16 protein-coding genes are annotated in these 18,047 nt (G+C 68.3%); 3 read left to right on the top strand and 13 right to left on the bottom strand.

Going from position 1 to position 18,047, the window contains the following annotated elements; all coding sequences use genetic code 11:
* Positions 1-310 precede the first annotated feature (310 nt).
* Genes DQ384_RS40490 through DQ384_RS20820 form a run of 3 tightly spaced genes read right to left on the bottom strand, consistent with a single transcriptional unit; the run spans position 311 to position 1,751 of the window.
* Positions 311-592, bottom strand: coding sequence for a hypothetical protein (locus DQ384_RS40490; protein WP_147268849.1), 282 nt, complete (start codon positions 590-592; stop codon positions 311-313).
* Positions 580-936 (bottom strand): hypothetical protein, encoded by a 357-nt coding sequence (locus DQ384_RS40485; RefSeq protein ID WP_147268848.1) that lies wholly within the window; start codon positions 934-936, stop codon positions 580-582. Before DQ384_RS40485 ends, DQ384_RS40490 begins: the two co-directional genes overlap by 13 nt.
* Positions 933-1,751 carry an SAM-dependent methyltransferase gene (locus DQ384_RS20820; protein WP_114030519.1) on the bottom strand — a complete coding sequence of 273 codons (819 nt, stop codon included), beginning with the start codon at positions 1,749-1,751 and terminating at the stop codon, positions 933-935. The genes DQ384_RS40485 and DQ384_RS20820 overlap by 4 nt, the downstream gene beginning before the upstream one ends.
* A 248-nt stretch (positions 1,752-1,999) precedes the next feature.
* Between DQ384_RS20820 and DQ384_RS20815 the strand changes: the two genes are divergently transcribed.
* Positions 2,000-3,115, top strand: coding sequence for a helix-turn-helix domain-containing protein (locus DQ384_RS20815; RefSeq protein ID WP_114030518.1), 1,116 nt, complete (start codon positions 2,000-2,002; stop codon positions 3,113-3,115).
* A gap of 113 nt (positions 3,116-3,228) precedes the next feature.
* Here the strand turns inward: DQ384_RS20815 and DQ384_RS20810 are convergent, their stop codons facing one another.
* The gene (locus DQ384_RS20810) at positions 3,229-4,635 is read right to left on the bottom strand and encodes a replication initiator (RefSeq protein ID WP_181871312.1); all 1,407 of its coding nucleotides are present in this window, start codon (positions 4,633-4,635) and stop codon (positions 3,229-3,231) included.
* Between the two features lie 712 nt (positions 4,636-5,347).
* Entirely contained in the window at positions 5,348-6,898 is a 1,551-nt protein-coding gene (locus DQ384_RS20805) for a recombinase family protein (RefSeq protein ID WP_181871311.1), read from the bottom strand.
* Positions 6,899-6,971: 73 nt separating this feature from the next.
* On the opposite strand from DQ384_RS20805, the gene DQ384_RS20800 reads away from it, so the two are divergent.
* On the top strand, positions 6,972-7,352 hold the full coding sequence (locus tag DQ384_RS20800; protein ID WP_245966654.1) for an aldo/keto reductase: 381 nt from the start codon (positions 6,972-6,974) through the stop codon (positions 7,350-7,352).
* Between the two features lie 199 nt (positions 7,353-7,551).
* Positions 7,552-9,237, top strand: a complete 1,686-nt coding sequence (gene polX / locus DQ384_RS20795) for a DNA polymerase/3'-5' exonuclease PolX (protein WP_114030515.1) — start codon at positions 7,552-7,554, stop codon at positions 9,235-9,237.
* 276 nt (positions 9,238-9,513) lie between these two features.
* Here the strand turns inward: polX and DQ384_RS20790 are convergent, their stop codons facing one another.
* From DQ384_RS20790 to DQ384_RS20755, 8 genes are all read right to left on the bottom strand, one after another.
* Positions 9,514-11,124 (bottom strand): solute symporter family protein, encoded by a 1,611-nt coding sequence (locus tag DQ384_RS20790; protein WP_114030514.1) that lies wholly within the window; start codon positions 11,122-11,124, stop codon positions 9,514-9,516.
* Positions 11,117-11,449, bottom strand: coding sequence for a DUF485 domain-containing protein (locus DQ384_RS20785; RefSeq protein ID WP_114030513.1), 333 nt, complete (start codon positions 11,447-11,449; stop codon positions 11,117-11,119). The genes DQ384_RS20790 and DQ384_RS20785 overlap by 8 nt, the downstream gene beginning before the upstream one ends.
* 172 nt (positions 11,450-11,621) lie before the next feature.
* A complete protein-coding gene (locus DQ384_RS20780) occupies positions 11,622-13,352 on the bottom strand; it encodes a sodium/solute symporter (RefSeq protein ID WP_114030512.1) in 1,731 nt (576 codons plus the stop codon).
* Between the two features lie 34 nt (positions 13,353-13,386).
* Positions 13,387-13,767: a hypothetical protein gene (locus tag DQ384_RS20775; RefSeq protein WP_114030511.1), complete on the bottom strand. Its 381-nt coding sequence runs from the start codon at positions 13,765-13,767 to the stop codon at positions 13,387-13,389.
* Complete coding sequence (locus DQ384_RS20770; protein ID WP_114030510.1) at positions 13,764-14,564, bottom strand: LytR/AlgR family response regulator transcription factor; 801 nt, start codon at positions 14,562-14,564, stop codon at positions 13,764-13,766. The genes DQ384_RS20775 and DQ384_RS20770 overlap by 4 nt, the downstream gene beginning before the upstream one ends.
* Before the next feature lie 242 nt (positions 14,565-14,806).
* Entirely contained in the window at positions 14,807-15,925 is a 1,119-nt protein-coding gene (locus tag DQ384_RS20765; protein ID WP_220183038.1) for a hypothetical protein, read from the bottom strand.
* Positions 15,922-16,875, bottom strand: a complete 954-nt coding sequence (locus tag DQ384_RS20760) for a thiopeptide-type bacteriocin biosynthesis protein (RefSeq protein ID WP_245966653.1) — start codon at positions 16,873-16,875, stop codon at positions 15,922-15,924. Before DQ384_RS20760 ends, DQ384_RS20765 begins: the two co-directional genes overlap by 4 nt.
* On the bottom strand, positions 16,872-18,026 hold the full coding sequence (locus DQ384_RS20755) for a lanthionine synthetase C family protein (protein WP_114030507.1): 1,155 nt from the start codon (positions 18,024-18,026) through the stop codon (positions 16,872-16,874). The genes DQ384_RS20760 and DQ384_RS20755 overlap by 4 nt, the downstream gene beginning before the upstream one ends.
* Positions 18,027-18,047: the final 21 nt, after the last annotated feature.

The raw sequence follows: 18,047 nt of genomic DNA, 5'->3' as shown, positions 1-18,047 counted from the left end.
ATGTAGACCCGCTGCCCGCAAGGTCCGGGACAGATGGCCCAGCCGGACTTCTTCACAGTTTTGACCTTTTTGTTGGAGGTGGCGCTATGAACAACGCTCTATTCTCAAAAGGACGAGCCCCCGGCTTCAGCAAACCGGGGGCTCTAGGTGCTTACATCCCTATGCCTTGAGATCAACTAATGCCGATCTACATACCCCCTTAGTTGGATGCCCGTCCCCCGAGCCTGGAGGGGGCGACGACGCAGGGATGAGGCTCAACCCACGGCCTGTAGGCCGGGATGTCACCACGTCACCGCCCCAGCTTGAGAGGTCACGGCGCAGGCGAAGGCCCGCCGTTCCCGGATGAAGGCGAGGCAAGACGCCGCATGAATTGAGCCAGCATTTCGCGTGCCCGCTCGTGAGCGTCTTCCTCGCTGGGGAGACGCTGAATGAACTGTTCCCCTTTAGGGCCAGGCAGAATACAGCGCAGTTCATACGGCCGAGGCGTCACGTCCAAGATAAAGGCCCGGACCTCGCCGACCATGCCATAGCGGTAAGCGGCGACTTTCGCCGAGCGCACCCAGACGATTTCGAGTTGATCTAGATAGGCCATGGCGACCGGTGTTCTTCAAGTTGGACTTCCGCCTCTTCGAGGGCGCGCAGTTCTCGAAATCGCGCGGCTATCCGTCGCGCCGCCGTCGTGGGATTGTCCGCCGGGCACAGGGCGTAAATCCACCGCCCGGTATTCAGCGATACCCGACCGGTCCACCATCGGAAACAAAGTCCGGCAGGGTGGTCATGACACCACACCACCAGCCAGCAGGCCACCGACAATGCAGCCACCCCATCGCCCTCGTGGGGGTCGGCGGTGATGCCATGGGACTCCAGTTCGCGCGCCAGCCGCAGCACCGCCACCGCGACCGGGGGACGTTTCACGGTGGCAAGCTCCGCGATCATGGCTTGCGTCCCACGCCGCCCAGCACCCACACCGGGATATCGGGGTGATCGCTGGGGAACACCGGGTCATGATCGACCGGCCGCCACTCATTCAGCCGCACCACACCCGGATCGACCAGCCGCGTGCCCGTGAAGAACCGCGAGACTTGTGCGTGATCACGGAACACCACGTCAGCGGGGGTGTAGTGCAGAGATGCCGCAATCATGGCCGGAGTCGGTTCCAGGTGGGATACGGCCAGATACGAGCCGGGTGCCAGCGCACGCAGCAGGGTTCCCGTGATCTCGTAGGGGTCGTGTGCGCCACCGTCCGGAAAGAAGTGAAGGACGGCGAACAGCAGCACCCCGACAGGTTCGGACAGATCCAGGTACCGACCGGCCGCCCTCACGATCTCCTCGGACAACCGGAGGTCACCGGTAAGGGCGTATGTGGTCGGCGTGGTGGCGAGGATGGCCGTTGCATGAGCCCGCACCAAGGGGTCATTGTCCACGTACACCACCCGGGCACCGGGGATGATCTCTTGCGCGACCTCGTGAACGTTCTGCCGAGTGGGCAAGCCCGAGCCGATGTCCAGGAACTGACGGACGCCCGCCTCCCGAGCCAGGTAGCGGACCACCCGGGCGAGGAAGGTCCGGTTGGCCACCGCAAGCCGAGGAAGATAGGGGACAGCCCGGATGATCTTGTCTGCCTCCTCACGGTCGGCAGGGAAGTTGTCCTTGCCGCCCAGGAAGTAGTCATACATCCGAGCGACGTTCGGACGTTGTGGATCATGAACCGGGGCCGCGATCGTGGCGTCAGGAGTGTCCGAGAGATTCATACGGCCTCCATTCGTTGCCTGACGACGCCCGCCGTTCCGATCGGGAAGCGGGCGAGCACGTTGCGTGACGCACACAGCAAACCGTCTGGTGAAGCGTTCCCGGAGTGGCCAACAAGTGGTCAGGTGGTAGCCAGGCAGGGATCACACCAGGAGCCAGGAGGGGCCAGGGAGGGGCCAGGAGGGGGCCAAGTCCCCGGACTTCGCGACGATCACGCGATGGCACGGCAGATCAAGCGCATACTGGCCCCATGCACACGACCGGTGAAGTGATCCGAGAGCTTCGCTTGCATCAGGGCTGGTCGCAAAGCACCCTCGCAACGAAGCTTTGTGAGGAGGCGCAACGCGCGACCGTGACGCGCGAAGACGTCTCGCGTTGGGAGCTTGGCAAGCGCACTCCCGGCCCGTTCTGGCTCCGGCACCTGGCCACAGTGCTAGAAGTTCCCCTTACGGCACTGGAGAGCGACCCTGTGAAGCGCCGGACGTTCCTTACCAATGTCGCCGCCACCGCCATTGCTCCGGTCGTGGCGTCCGACCTCATTGAGCACGGTTTTGCCGCAGCACTGACCAAACGACCCACACTGGATCACTGGCACGCCAAACTCGCCGCCTACGGCAACGACTACATGTCTCTAGGAGCCAGCGAGATACAACGTCGCCTCGCCAGTGACCTTGTTGTGCTGCAACAGCAGGTAGACAAGCCTCGCATCTGGGATGTCGCCGCCAAGCTCATGACCTTGTACGGCAAGACCTTCCCCGGCAACGACGGCTCAAAGGCCGTCAACTGGTACCTCATGGCCATGCAAGCAGCCGACCGCTCCGAGGACGACTCAGCGCGTGTATGGGTCCGAGGCAGGGCAGCTATCGCACTCGGATACGAGGGAGCTTCCTTGTCGGTCGCGGAGACCTTCGCAAACCAAGCGTTGGCCATCTCGGACAAGCCATCGCTAGGCAGGTTGAACGCCCTGTTCGGGAAAGCTCACGTGGCGGCGATTCGTGGAGATGGCAGGGCCGCGAAAGCACTGCTTGAGGAAGGCCGAAGGGTGTTCGACGTGGCAGGTTCCGAGGAACAGGAATCGGACTACGCCGTCCCCCTGTGGCGCGTGAACGTCTTCACCAGCCTGCTAGCGGCTCGTCTAGGGGACGAGCGGACGGCGCTCCGAGCACAGGAGGTAGCAGCCAAGCATCTGCCTGCCTCTCTACCTCGTTTCGCTACTCACTTGGAGATGCACCGGGGCCTGATGCTGGCACGCGCAGGGGACCGGACGGGCGGCGTGGTCTACGCCCGTTCAGCCCTCGACAAGCTTCCGCCCGAAAAGCACAGTCTGACTCTCCGGATGCTCATGTCAGAGATCGAGCAGGGTTAGGCCGGTAACTCCCTCTCCGCCGTGGTGTCGCCGGCCCCAACCGCTTCGCGGCCCCTACGGGGTGCTTCGCATTGGCGCCGGCCACACCACTACCGCACGGAGTCAGCCAGCCATCAGCCGGGCGGTTGCTCGCGAGCCTGTTGCCGTGCGATCTGGCGAGCTGTGGCGATGCGTTGCCGTGCCAGCTCAGCCCAGAACCGTTCGCCGTCCCTGTGGCCGCTTCCGGCGAACCGCCATTCGCCCACCGTGACCGTCTGCCGTTCGGCCGGGTCAGGCAGGCCCCGACGCTTGCGCGCCTCTTCGGCCTGGTGATCGGCCCGAGCCTGCCGCAGCGTGCCCAGCGTCGTTGAGTAGTGGCGGCTCTTGGTGGAGAAGTGCCCCCGATACCCGAGCATGTGAGCCCACCGCCGAAGCGGCATCAGCCGGTACTCGGGAAGGTCGTTCAGCACGAAACACGTGTAGATCATGCGCCGGGCATGCTCGGTGACATCCAGGAACGCCACGTCACGCATCTGCCGAATCGGCCGGTCAACCGTCCCGGAGGCTTCCGCCCCCTTGGTGGCGTACTTGGCGATGTACGACGCCACCCGCTGATCTGCCACCCCTTCCAGCGAAGCAGACACATAGATCGGTTCCACGTCGAGCTGACCACCCCAGCGAGCGACGAACGAGGCGCCGTCCTCGCCCACCGGGACCGAGACGCCCGCCGCAGCCTCCGTGATGGCCCCCTGGAGCACAGGCACGCTCGCCCAGCCCGGAGGGGCCGCCCCGGGGCCGTCAGGTCCATCCATCCGGATCACGGCATGGAAGTGGACCAGGCCGCGCGCCTGATACTCGGCCACCTTGGCGTACGACAGCCGCAGTCGCCGCCGTAGCTGCGCGCGTGAGATGCCCAGCCGCCGGGCGAAGACGGCCGGGAGAGTCTGAGTGAAGCGCCGCCACAACTCGCCCGCGTGCGCGTTCCACAGCACCGCCCCGGGGTAGTCGTAGCAGTCCACGCAGACCGGTTGCCCGACCTGGGAATCATCCTCGTCATGGCGGGCACCGCAGCCTTGCGGCCGTCCGTGCTCGCACACCGGGTTGTCCCGCCGGGGACGACACGGCAGCGCCTTACCGTCCCTCTCGCGTCGAGCGTGGACCGCGCCGAACGAGGGGGCGGTGAAGGTGGCGAACACCCTGGGATGCGCGCTCACGTCCTCAGGGACGCCCTTGCCGCCCCGCAGGCCGGACAGGATCAGGTGATAGGTGTCATCCCGGTAGACCTCCGCACAGGCCGGACACCGGGACGCGCGACGGTTGCCGCACGCGGTGAGCAGATACCCGGTTGGCTCATCCGCCGTCCGGTAGACATCCAGGACCTCTAGAGCCGAGTCGAAGGTGATCCGGTGACCCTGAAGCCGGATCGGCTCAGCACAGCCACCAGTGGCGCGCACCATCTGTTGCCACCGGGCGAAGTCCGGCATCGACGCGCGCTGAGCAGCAGCGTAGATCTCAGGCGAGAAGCCGGGAACGTCGCTCACGCGGCCCTCCCATCCTGATCCGGGACAGGACGGGAAGGAGTCTCGGAACTCACTTCCACGCCGAAGACCGTCGCGACGCGCTTCCACTTGTCGGATGACCACTGGGGGGATTCACTGGCCTTGCGCTTGCCCCACTCCTTTGCAAGCTCTGCCAGAGGTACCGAGTCACGGGGTACCAGTTGGGGGCTCCTTCCGCCGCAGGGGGCCACCCTGCACGGAAGACGGAAGCACCATCGCGGGCATGCCGAATACACGGCATGGCGTAACGATGGTGCTTCAGCGAGAGTATCTTGGAGTGTTTGTAAGTGTGTGCGCGATGTTTATAGACCGGTTGGCGCGCCAATTATTTTGGCCTACCGCTGGGCCGGGCACATCCAGCGGAACGGCAACCATGTAATTAGGTTTGTATTCCCGGTAGTTGTATTCGCGCCAATAAATCGCGGGCCGGTTTCTCGCTGGTCCTGTCTCTCGTGATCGGGTGGCATGGACGCCTTCAGGTGTACCACCTACGCAACGAGTAAGACCAGGCAAAAGTTCCCGCATCAGGACATCCCAGACGCGTCCGTCAACGTCCGTCAACGTCCAAGGAAGTCCGTGGACGTCCAGAGAAGTCCGTCCCTGTACGCCTGTTCAGCGGCCCAGGGTAAGAGGGGTGTCACCTGAAGGTAAGGCGACACCCCGAACAGCTCTCAAGACGTCTTCGGACGTCTCGTCAGTCTTCCCGCCACACCAGCTCCAACAGGTCGGGATTGAAGATCTTCTGCCCCTTTCCTGCCGGGCGGACGATCACAGCATGCAACGCCTCGCGGACGTATGTCCTTTTCTGCGAGATCGGCAGCCCGCCTTCACCCTCCGTGAGAATTCTCGGCGGCTCGCGTTCATCACCAGGGAAAATCCACCGCCGCCGGATTGCTGCTACGTCCATTACGACTCTTTTGCGGCGCAGTTCTGCCGTAGCGTTCTGTTTGTTGATCAGCGCACGAAGCCGTGCGATCTCCTGTTCCAAGCCCGGGGCCAGCTTGAAGAACAGCTCATTGCCGATGTTATCCGCGTTCCACTGAGTGGTCAGCTCGTTCAAGCGGTTCTGCGTGGCTTTGAGACGCTCCTCAGCATGCGGGTCTATGCCCTCCGAGGGTTCGGCGAACGTCACCTCACCGAGCTTCGCCAAGACGGCCTCAGAGACGAAGAGGTCCACCAGATCACCGCGACGGCTACAGCGACCGCAGCCCCCCTCCGCCTTGCTCCGGCAGACGTAGGCGTGGTGACCGGCCCCCTTCTTGACGTTGACCCTCATGGGAGTGTTGCAGATCTTGCCGTCCTCTCCGACGCGTCCGCAGCGCGCGATACCCGAAAGCAGGTAGGCAGGGTCACGGTAGTCGGGCGGATGCGCCCTTCCGATCTCCATGTCTCGCGTGATGAAGTGGCCCTTGCGGGCGTTGAAAACAGCCCGGATCGCGGTCCACTCCTCCTGAGTGATGATCGGTGCCCATTTACCCTGGATCGGGTCACCGTCCACGCCCCGGACCAGCTCTCCGCCTAGCTCTCGCAAGCCGCAGATGCGAGGGCTCCGCAAAGCGGCCTTGAGGGTGCGCACACTCCACTCGTTGCCAAGCGAAGTCACGACCTTCTGTGCCTGCCATCCGCGAGTGATCGAATGAAGTGAACGTCCGCCAAGGAAGTCCTTCGCGGCTTGCCGTAGGAACCCGGCCTCGTCCTCGTTCAGGGTGAGACGATCCTCGTTCCAGCCGAAGGGGCGTGGCCCGCCAGACGGCCTGCCCTCCTCAGCACGGGCACGATGCGAACGGCGCATGCGTCGCTGCATCTTCCGTACCTCCATCTTGGAGATCACCGCCCCGAACAGCCCCATACTCTCAACGTCTTCGTTGTACAGGTCCTTGCTGCCCCGCCCATCGGCAAAGACGCGCCCGTCCTGAAACGTGATCGCTTCCACGAACCGCTCATAGTCGCCGGGACGGCGCGCAAGCCGGTCTTCTGCCACGATCACGACACCCTGTACCGGTGTGCCATTCGGCAGCTTCCCCGCACGTAAGGCGCGTAGCATCGCCTCGAAGTCGTCCCGGACAACGCCCTCTTTCGCCGCCGACTTGTCGTTGTCGGTGTACTCGTGGACGACGGTCCAGCCGAAGCGCGAGGCAGTGTCGCGATTCACCTTGTGCTGATCTTGTACGCCGTGCTCGTCCCGCCGGATATCAGCCGAGATACGAGCGTACGAGACCACAGGGATGGGGGGATTCGGCGTCATCGATGCACCTCCTGGCGACATCATGCCTGAGATGCAGAGCTACAATCTTCTTTACAGAGAAGAGGAGCGGGAGATGATTCCGCTCTGCCTGGACCAGGGCGTGGGGCTGATCCCCTGGAGCCCGCTGGCGCGTGGCGTGCTCGCGCGGGCCGGGTCCGACGACGCGACCACCCGGGCGGGGACGGATCCGCGCATCGAGTACCTGTACACCGATCAGGAGAACGACCGGCAGATCCTCGACCGGGTGGCCCAGACGGCCAAGCAGCGCGGTGTGCCGGCCGCCCAGGTGGCCCTGGCCTGGCTACTGCACCAGCCCGGCCTGACCGCCCCGATCGTCGGCGCCACCAAGGACCGGCACATCGAGGACGCGGTCGCCGCCGTGGACCTGTCGCTGTCGGACGAGGAGCTGGCCTTCCTGGCCGAGCCCTACCGGCCCCGCGTCATCCGCCACTGAGAGCTCCCCGGAGGCCCCGGCCCACGGTCGTGGTCCCCGGGGATCCGTCCCGCCGCTGACGGCTCTTAAGGGAAAGATCCAGACTGCTCTGCCGAGGGTCCGGCCACCACTGACCCGTCCGCGAAGGACGGCCCGCCACCGGCCGTTCCCTCGGGCCGCGGGCCGCGGATTGTCGGCGGGGTTCCGTAAGCTGAGGCGCATGGGACGGGCGAATGACGAGGCCGCGGCGGCGTTGGAAGAGTACGCCGATCTCTTCGCGATGACCGGTGGGGACGCCTTCCGGGTGCGTAGTTACCAGAAGGCGGCCAAGGCCATCGCGGGGTTCCCGGAGGACATCTCGCGGGCCGACGTGCGCAAGGTGCCGGGGGTCGGCGAGGCCATCGCGAAGAAGGTCGAGGAGTTCCTCCAGCGGGGCGCGTTCCGCCAGCTCGACGACCTGCGGTCCCAGGTGCCCGAGGGGGTGCGCCGCATGACGCGCATCGCCTCGCTCGGCCCCAAGAAGGCGGTGTTCCTGTTCCACGAGCTGGGCATCGACTCGCCCGAGGCGCTGGCCGAGGCGATCCACCAGGGCCGGCTCACCGGCCTGAAGGGCTTCGGCGCCAAGACCGAGGAGAACCTGCTCAAGGGCATCGAGCAGCTACGGCAGGCCGGCGAGCGCGTGCACCTCGGCGTCGCCATGGACGTCGCCGAGCGCGTCATCGCCTCGCTGCCCGCCGAGCGCATCGCCTACGCCGGGTCGCTGCGCCGCATGAAGGACACTGCCGGCGACGTCGACATCCTGGCCGTCGGCCCGCAGAGCCTCATGGACGTGTTCAAGGAGCAGCCGTACGTCGCGGAGGTCATCGCGAGCGGCGAGCGCAAGACGTCGGTGCGCACGACGGCGGGCCTCCAGGTGGACCTGCGGGTGGTGCCGGCCGCGTCGTGGGGCGCGGCGATGCAGTACTTCACCGGCTCCAAGGAGCACAACGTGCGGCTGCGCGAGATGTGCGTGAAGCGCGGCTGGAAGCTGTCGGAGTACGGGCTGTTCGAGGGCGAGCGGGTCATCGCCGCCGAGACCGAGGAGGAGATCTACGCGGCGCTCGGCATGCAGTGGGTGCCGCCACCGATGCGCGAGGACGGCGGCGAGGTCGCGGCGGCGCTGCGCGGCGAGCTTCCCGAGCTGGTCACCCTCGAGGACGTCAGGGGCGACCTGCACACGCACACGAACCTCACCGACGGCATCGCGACGCTGGAAGAGATGCTGGACGCGGCGGCCGCGCGCGGGTACGCGTACTACGCGGTGACCGACCACGCGCCCAACCTGTTCATGCAGCGCATGACGCTGGACAAGGCGCTGGAGCAGCGCGAGGAGCTGTACCGGCTTCAGGCGTCGTATCCGGGCATGCGGCTGCTGCACGGCACCGAGCTGAACATCGCGCCGGACGGCACCGTCGACTGGCCGCTGGAGGTCCTGGAGGGCTTCGACGTCCGGGTCGCGTCCGTGCACTCGCACTTCACGCAGTCGCGGGACGAGATGACCCGCCGTTTCATCGCCGCCTGCGAGAACCCGGGCGTGCAGATCATCGGCCACCCCACCACGCGCAAGATCGGCAAGCGCGCGCCGGTGGACGCCGACTGGGAGGCCGTCTTCGCGGCGGCCGGGCGCACCGGCACGGTGATGGAGATCGACGCCTACCCCGACCGCGCCGACCTGCCGTCCGACCTGATCCGGCTCGCGCGCCACCACGGGGTGAAGTTCTCCATCGACAGCGACTCGCACGCCGTCCCCCACCTGGGCAATCTGCGGTTCGGCGTCGGCCTCGCCCAGCGCGCCTGGCTGACGACGGACGACGTCATCAACACCTGGCCGCTGGACCGCCTGCTGGCCTTCCTCGGCCGCGCTTGACCTGACCACGCCGGACCACGCCGGACCACGCCGGACCACGCCGGACCACGCCGGACCACGCCGGACCACACTGCACCACGCGTCCGACCGTGCGAGCACCGTCCCGGCGCCTTTACTAAGTAGATTAAATCCGGACAAGACAGGAAAGGACGGCCCGGTCGCGGGACCTCAGGAAGAGGGAGGGGGACCCGCGGCCGGGCCGCCCGCGGCGGTGGCGGGAGGAAGGGGCCCGTCACCGCCGCGGAAGGGGGCGGGCCGAGCGGCCCGCCCGGGGCGTCAGTGGGAGGTGGCCTTCTCGGCGCCCGCCCCGGTGAGCGAGCGGACCTCCATCTCCGCGTACTTCGCCGGGTCGTACCGCTTGCTCAGCACCGTCCCGAGGTAGCCGGACAGGAAGCCGATCGGGATCGAGACCAGTCCGGGGTTCTCCAGCGGGAACCAGTGGAAGTCGACGTCGGGGAACATCGCCGTCGCCGACCCCGACACCACCGGGGAGAAGATCACCAGGATGACGGCGGACAGCAGGCCGCCGTAGATCGCCGAGACCGCTCCGGCGGTGTTGAACCGCTTCCAGAACAGGCTGTAGAGGATCGCGGGCAGGTTGCCGGACGCGGCGACCGCGAAGGCCAGCGCCACCAGGAACGCGACGTTCAGGCTCTGGGCGAGGATGCCCAGCCCGATGGAGACCGCGCCGATGACCAGGGCCGAGATCCGCGCCACCAGGATCTCCTGCCGGTCGGTGGCGTTGCCCCGCCGGAAGACGTGCGCGTACAGGTCGTGGGCGAAGCTGGACGAGGACGCCAGCGTCAGGCCCGCCACCACGGCGAGGATCGTCGCGAAGGCGACCGCGGCGATGACGGCGAGCAGGATCGTCCCGCCGACGTCGCCGAACATCAGCTCGCCCACCTTCTGGGCGAGCTGCGGGGCCGCGGTGTTGCCCGCCTTGTTCTGCTCGGCGATGGCCTTGCTGCCCACCAGCGCCGCGGCGCCGAAGCCGAGGACCAGCGTGAACAGGTAGAAGACGCCGATGATGCCGATGCCCCACAGGACGGACTTGCGGGCGTCCTTGGCGGTGGGCACGGTGTAGAAGCGGATGAGGATGTGCGGCAGGCCGGCCGTGCCGAGGACCAGCGCGAGGCCCAGGCTGATCAGGTCGAGCTTGCTCGCGAGGCCCTTGGCCTCGACGCCGTACTTCTGACCGTAGTTGAGGAAGGCCTCCCCCTTGCCGCTCTGCTGGGCGGCCGTGCCGAGCAGGTTGGAGAGGTTGAAGCCGAAGTGGCCGAGCACCAGCAGGGTGATCAGGGCGGCGCCGGTCATCAGCAGCACGGCCTTGACGATCTGCACCCAGGTGGTGCCCTTCATGCCGCCGACCACCACGTAGACGATCATCAGCAGGCCGACCACGACGATCGTGAGGGCCTTGCCCGCGGTGGAGGTGATGCCGAAGAGCAGGCCCACCAGGGCGCCCGCGCCGACCATCTGGGCGAGCAGGTAGAAGATGCTGACGACGATGGTGGAGACCCCGGCGGCCGTGCGCACCGGGCGCGGGCTCATCCGGAAGGCCAGCACGTCGGCCATCGTGTACTTGCCCGAGTTGCGCATCAGCTCGGCGACCAGCAGCAGCGCGATCAGCCAGGCGACCAGGAACCCGATGGAGTACAGGAAGCCGTCGATACCGGACAGGGCGATGATGCCCGCGATGCCGAGGAACGACGCCGCCGACATGTAGTCGCCGCCGATGGCCATGCCGTTCTGGAAGCCGGTGAACGAGCGGCCGCCCGCGTAGAAGTCGCTGGCGCTGCGGTTCTGGCGGCTGGCCCAGAAGGTGATGCCGAGGGTGGCGGCGACGAAGATCAGGAAGAGCGTGATGGACAGCGCGTGGTTACTCACCGCGCACCCCCTCGATCTCGCCGCGAAGCTTGTCGGCCAGTGGATCGAGCTTCTCGCCCGCGTGCCGCGCGTACAGCCAGGCGATCAGGAACGTCGACACGAACTGCAGAACCCCGAATATCAGCGCGACGTTGACGCTGCCGATGACCTTGGTGCCCATGAAGTCGCGCGCCCACGCCGACAGCACCACGTACAGCAGGTACCACGCGAGGAAGGCGACGTTCACCGGGAAGGCCCAGCTGCGGTAGCGCCGGCGCAGTTCCTGGAACTCGGCGCCGGCCTGCACCTGTTCGAACCCCGATGATTCATCTTGTCTGGTCGTCACGAGACCTCCCGCACACGGTGACTTGGATCACGCTCACCGTAGGAGGATGTGAGGAGTCGCGGAGGGCGCCGGGCGGCATTGTCGCCAAGCCGCCCCGACCCATCGCTCACAGGAGGGATGCCTGCGACGAAAGGCGTGTTCCACGCGACGAGCGGTCCCCCGGCGCCGGTGATCAGGTCGAGCGGGGGCGCCAGTCGCCGCGGTTGACGTCCAGCGTGTCGGGCGCGTGCAGCCGCACCATCGTCCGCGCGACGCCGCGCGGGGTCCGGCCGGGCGTGAGCAGCGAGACGGCGATCATCACGAGGAACGAGATCGGCACCGTCCACGCCGCCGGCTGCGCCAGCAGCGCGCCCGCCCAGCCCGTCCTGGGGCTCCCGGTGATGACGGCGAACCCGGCGCCGCCGGCCAGCCCGCCGCCGAGGAGCAGCCCGGCCATCGCGCCGGTGGTGGTCAGCCTGCGCCACCAGATGCCGAGCACGAGCAGCGGGCAGAACGAGGACGCGGCCACCGCGAAGGCGAGGCCCACGACGTCGGCGACGGCCAGCGACCGGGCCATGGTGGCGAGCACGAGCGGCACGCTGACCGCCATGAGCGTGGCGGCGCGGAAGGACGGCACTCCCCCGCGCAGGAGGTCCTGCCCGATGACGCCCGCCACCGACACCGCGAGCCCGGACGAGGTGGACAGGAACGCGGCGAACGCCCCGGCGGTGACGAGCGCGCCCAGCAGGTCGCCGGCGACGCCGCCGACCAGCCGTCCGGGCAGGGTGAGCACCACCGCGTCGGTGCGGCCGGTCATCAGCAACTCGGGCGTGTAGAGGCGGCCGAGGAAGCCGTAGACGGCCGGAAGCAGGTAGAAGGCGCCGAGCAGGCTGAGCACGACGAGCGTCGTCCTGCGGGCGGCCCGCCCGTCGGGGTTGGTGTAGAAGCGGACGAGCACGTGCGGCAGGCCCATGGTGCCGAGGAAGGTTGCGAGGATCAGCGAGTACGTCGTGTAGATCGGATGCTCGCGGCCGTGCAGCGGCAGCGCCCACTCGTGGTCGCTGAGCACCGGCAAATCCTCCACGTGCGGCACGGGCGTGCCGGCGGGGAAGGTGACCGTCGTGTCGTGGGCGATGCGGTGCGGGCCGGGGCTCAGGGCGATCGGCTCCCCCTGGACGGCGCGGCCGTCCACCCGGCCGGTCGCGGTGACCGTCACCGGCCGCTGGACGCGCACGGTCACATCGGCGCTCACCGCGACCGTCACCGCGTCGGCGAACACGGGCGGGGCATCGCGGTGCGGAGCCGGCCGTCCCGCGCTGTGCCAGGCGAGCAGCAGGAACGCGACCGGCAGCGCGAGCGCGGTCAGCTTGAGCCAGTACTGGAACGCCTGGACGAACGTGATGGACCGCATGCCGCCGGACAGCACGTTGACCCCGACGACCACCGCCACCAGCAGGCCGCCCACCCACGCGGGCGCGCCGGTGATCTCGCGGAACACCAGGCCCGCGCTCTGGAACTGCGGCATCAGGTAGAGCCAGCCGATGAGGACGACCAGCACGCTCGCCACGCGGCGCACGGCCATCGACTCCAGCCGGGCCTCGGCGAAGTCCGGCAGCGTGTACGCGCCGGAGCGGCGCAGCGGAGCCGAGACCAGCACGAGCAGCACCAGGTAGCCGCCGGTCCACCCCACCGGCAGCCACAGCATGTCGGCCCCGTAGGCGAGGATCAGCCCGGCGATGCCGAGGAAGGACGCCGCCGAGAGGTACTCGCCGCCGATCGCCGAGGCGTTCCACAGCGGCGAGACCGTCCGCGAGGCCACGTAGAAGTCGGAGGTCGTGCGCGACAGCCGCAGCCCGAACGCCCCGATGAGGACCGCGGCCACCACCACGACCAGCACCGCGGTGAGGCCGAGCCCGGCGCTCACCGCGCCCGCCGTGCCGGCCCCGTCGACCGGGGGCTCACTCGCGCTCGACCAGGTCGGCGAAGTGGCGCTCGTTGCGCTCGGCGTTGCGCACGTACAGCCAGGCTCCGGCCACGAACGCGGGGTAGATCAGCCCGGCGAGCACCACCCAGGGCAGGGGCAGCCCGAGCAGACGGGCCTCGCGCAGGCCGGGGACCAGCATGAACAGCAACGGCAGGCCGCCGACCAGGCACGCGAGCACCGTGCAGACGAACAGCGCCAGCCGGAACTGGGTGCGGATCAGCGAGCGCATGTAGACCTCGCCGAGGCTGGTCTGCTCGTCGATCTCCATCGTGGCCGGGTAGCGGGGGCGGCGGGCGGCCCTGGTGCGCGGGCTGGTCACGACCTCGCGGCGGGGCGGCCCCTTCTGCGGCGTCATTCGGCGCGGCCCCTGCGGGCGCGGCGCACCAGCAGGTCGCGCAGCTCGCGCGTGTGCCGGCGGCTCACCGGGATCTCGGTCTCGCCGATGCGCACCGTGCAGCGGCCCGAGTCGATGTGCAGCTCGTCGATGTGCTTGACGGCGACCAGGTGGCTGCGGTGGACGCGGACGAACCCGGCCCCGGCCCAGCGTTCCTCCAGGGCGGCCAGCGGGATGCGCACCAGGTGGCTGCCGGTGGGCGTGTGCAGCCGGGCGTAGTCGCCCTGCGCCTCGACGAAGCGGACGTCGGAGCTGGCCACGAACCGGGTCACGCCCGCCAGCTCGACGGGGATGGTGTCGGAGTCCGGGGCGGCGCGGGCGACGTCCTCCGGCGGAGGCCCGGGGACGGCGGCGGCCGCGTCGGGGGAGGCGGCCGGGACGGCCGCGCACACCCGGCGGATCGCCTCGGCCAGCCGTTCCGGCCTGACCGGTTTGAGCAGGTAGTCCTCGGCCTTGATCTCGAAGGCGTCCACCGCGTGGTCCTCGTAGGCGGTGACGAACACGACCCGGGGCGGACGGGTGAACTGGGCGAGCAGACGGCCGAGCACGACACCGTCCAGCCCGCGCATGCGGATGTCGAGGAACACCGCCTCGATCGGGCGGCCGTCGGCCATGGCACGGTCGAGGATCTTCAGCGCCGAGGCCCCGTCGCGCGCCGTGGCCACCTCGCCGATGCGGGGATCGGCGCGCAGCAGGTACGCCAGGTCCTCCAGCGCCGGCTGCTCGTCGTCCACCGCCAGCACGCGCAGCGCGGTCACGTCACTCCCATTCAGCCGATCGCACTCCTGAGTGAACTAGAGAGTGATGAATCCGACAGAGGAAGTCAACGCCTCATGTCACCGGCGGCCATAACTATCCGGAGACACCACGCGACCCCCCGCCCGGGTAACGGGCCATGTCCCGCTAAGCAGCAATGTGACCAGCTTTGAGCCCGCCGATGAACGCATGCCACTCATCAGCGGAGCAGACCAGTTTGTGTTTCAGAGCTACGTGCAGGCTCTCAGCATGGAGAAGAGGGGGCGAGCCGTATGGCTTCGGTCAAGACGTCTGTCGCGATCTTCGCTGAGCAGATCAGCGCGTCCAGCAGCGGCTCCGGCAGTTCACCAGCTCCCAGGCCAGCAGACGCCACCAGGCCAGTCAACGCTTGCCGATGCGCCGCGGACAAGGGATGGCCACCTGTGAGCACATCGCGAGCGGCGTAACCATCGCCAGACTCGACCACCTCCTCAGCCACCCGGGCGTGCACGCGGTCAGCCGCTCCGGAGGCCGTGCTGCTCGCGAGCGTGGCTACGGTCAGCCCGAGCCGGGCACGGAAGACCGCAAAGCCGGGCAGAGGCACTCTTCCAAGGAACTGCTCGACCATCGCCGCAACGTTTCGGCCGGCCGACGCGCTGCTCCGGTCCGCGCACATCACGCTCAGGCACGAGCCGACCAAGTGCTCCCAGGGCTCGGTCAGCGTGCACTCCTCCAACACCCTCTGAGCTGCTCGAGCTTCACCACGCAGGCAATGGGCGATGATCTCGGCCTGTCGTCCCTCCATCAGGTGCACGCCGACCCCGTTGTGGACCCGAGCATGGGTGACCGCCTCGTCCCAGCGGTCAGCGAGCGCCAGGGCGCGGATGCCGTCCGCGAGGTACTGCAGCCAGACCCATTCGCGCAGCTTGTGATGTTCCTGCCGGGTGGCGGTGATGTTGGTCAGGGGCAGGCGGCGGCCCTCGATCACCAAGTCGGTGCCGTTCCTGGCCGCTTGGTACATGCTGTCCAGCAGTCGTAGCGCGTGCTGCCCGGCGTCGGCGCGGATCTGAAGCCGGGCGAGGTTGAGGGCGGGTTCCAGCATGTATCGCGCTTGGAGCACGGTGAGGGGGTGATCGGCCTCACGGTAGATGTTGATGTGCTGCCAGCACAGCTCACGGGCCAAGTCCGGTAGGCCGCAGTCGCTCGCCAGCAGCGCGGCCTTGTTCAGTGCGTGCGCCCCCTCGTGCAGCGGATCCGCGCCGGGGCGCGCGGCGCTGTCGGCGATCTCCTTGACACGCTCCGGAAGCGAAGGGCAGGCGGGCCGGGCGCGGCCGACGAGCGGGAAGCGGCGGACGGCGGCACGCAGTATGAGGTCCATGATCAAGTCTCGGGAAGGAAGGCGGCCGTGGCCGCGCGGGAGAGGATGCCTTGCGTGGTGGCCGACAGGCCGAGCCGGTTCCAGTGGAAGATCACGACGTGAGTGAGGAGGGCCCGTAACCCGCGGTCAAGACGGCCTTCGGCAGCGGCGCGGCCGAGCTGGTTGCCGGCGGTCTGCCAGGCGGTGAGCCACGGCGCAGCGAACGCGGCGGGCCCACCGGGCTCGAACGGTTGGGTGTCGGCTTGGGCGGGGATGGACAGCAGCGTGCGCACGTTGGTGGTCAGCGCTTCGAGGCGGCCGGTGTCGGCGGGGGCAGGTGCTGGTCGTAGCTGAGTCGCGCGGGCGAACACGTCGCCGCGCTCGAACCAGTCCAGGCCGGCCGCCTGGAGCAGGGCGTTGATCAGCACGATGGACAGTTCACGGCGGCCGAGGCTGGGACTGTCCTGGCGGGCGAACTCCAGCGCGCCGAGGCTGTCGGCGCAGAACAGATCGTGCGCGGCCTGCATCCCGTCTGGTCCGCCGAATGCGGCGGTTTCCGGCTCGTAAATGGTCGGCCACCAGCGGGTGAGTGCCCCTGCTGCGGTCAGCTCATCGAGCACCTGGTCAACGGCGGGAACGTCGGCTTCCCGCAGACGCAGCCGCCAGCCAGGAGGCTTACGCAGGAACCACCAGCCGTTGACAGCCCCGCGCCCCTGAAGCTGTTCCAGACGGGGCCCGAGGTGGTGGGCGCTGATCTCCTCGGCGGTGTCCCAGTCGGGAAACTGGACGCGTAGCTGATACCAGCCGGTCTCAGCGCGGCGTTCGAGCGCCGCGAGCCCCGCGGCCTGGAAGGCGATGGCGGCCTCATCGAGGTCACCCGGGTCCACACCCGTATCGGCGGCCACCGTGTCGAGATCTACCCCTGCAAGAAAGGCGAGGACACCAGCGGCGAGCTGGTGCGGGGCCGTGGTCGTCAAGTGATGAGGAGGCATGCGTCCCATCCCGAACGTGGAGGAGTGGCCTGCCGCGCGGTTTCCAGGGCCAGCCCAACCCCGGCGGCTCCATCCGGCAGCCCTCCAGGATCGTCCTGGCCGTCAGCCGCACGCTGGGCCAGCGCGGCGGCGAGCGCGGGGAGTCGTTGGCCGATTGCGGCATTGGCGGCGTCGCCAGCGGCCCGGAACGCGGTCTGATAGACCCCGGCCATGCCATGGCACAGCCCCGTCCCTGTGATCTTGCTGAGTTGCTGATCGGTGAGGCACTCAACCATGGCCTTCTCGGCGATCCCACGATGGATGGGGTCGCGCGTTGCCAGGGCGGCGAGTTGCAGTGCGCGCGCGATCCCGGCCGTCCCGTAGCACCAGGACGGCCACCCTTGCCTCTGCTGGGTGGTGCGGCCGGTTCGCATTTCGTCGCGGGTGAGCCACTGAGGCCACCACAACCCTTCCGCCGAGGACTGCCGCCATCGGTCGAACCAGTGGCACAGCCCGTGGAGGGCGTCGATCTGGCCCGGAACCTCGCAGCCGCGCAGCGCGGCCAGGGACAGCAGAGCGAGCGGCCCGGCCGCGCCGTGCGCGAGGCCAAGATTGACGTGCCCGCCAGGCGTTGGGATCAGCGGGTCGGGATCGTGATCGACCCACCAGCCCGGCAGCTCTTGCCCGTCGATGCGGCGTGGTTTGGTCAACCGGATCATATAGTCGAGGACCTCGGCCAGCAGGTCGCTGCCGGGAGCTCGTAGGAGCAGCAGCCCGCCGATCCCGGCCAGCCCTCGGAAGAGGTCGAATTCGGCGAACGAGGCAGGGAGGCGTCGTCCCATCCGCTCCGCCGCGGTGGCCAGACGTCGCTGGGCCAGGCGCGCGACGTGCTTGTCCAGGGCGTGGGCCGCCGCCTGGTAGCGGGCATCGCGGCTGGCGCTGGCGGCGTGCAGGACGAACGCGACGGCGGGTGCCCCGTAGTAGAGGCCGGCGTGCGGTGCGCCGTCGATCGGCCCGTTCGCGACCTGCTTGATGTGGGCGTGAGCGGTTGCCCAGCCCCCAGTGCCGCTCAAGGCCCGCTCGATGTGTAGGAGCGCGGTCGCGGCAGACCCCTTAGCCAGTGATTGCCGCTCCACGTCGTGCGGGGTGAGCTGCACCGTTTCACTCGTCCTGCTGCT

Source organism: Sphaerisporangium album (genome assembly GCF_003323745.1).
Taxonomy (GTDB): Bacteria; Actinomycetota; Actinomycetes; order Streptosporangiales; family Streptosporangiaceae; genus Sphaerisporangium; species Sphaerisporangium album.
Note: the sequence above shows the minus strand (reverse complement) of the source record. Positions and strands in the feature narration are given on the sequence as shown.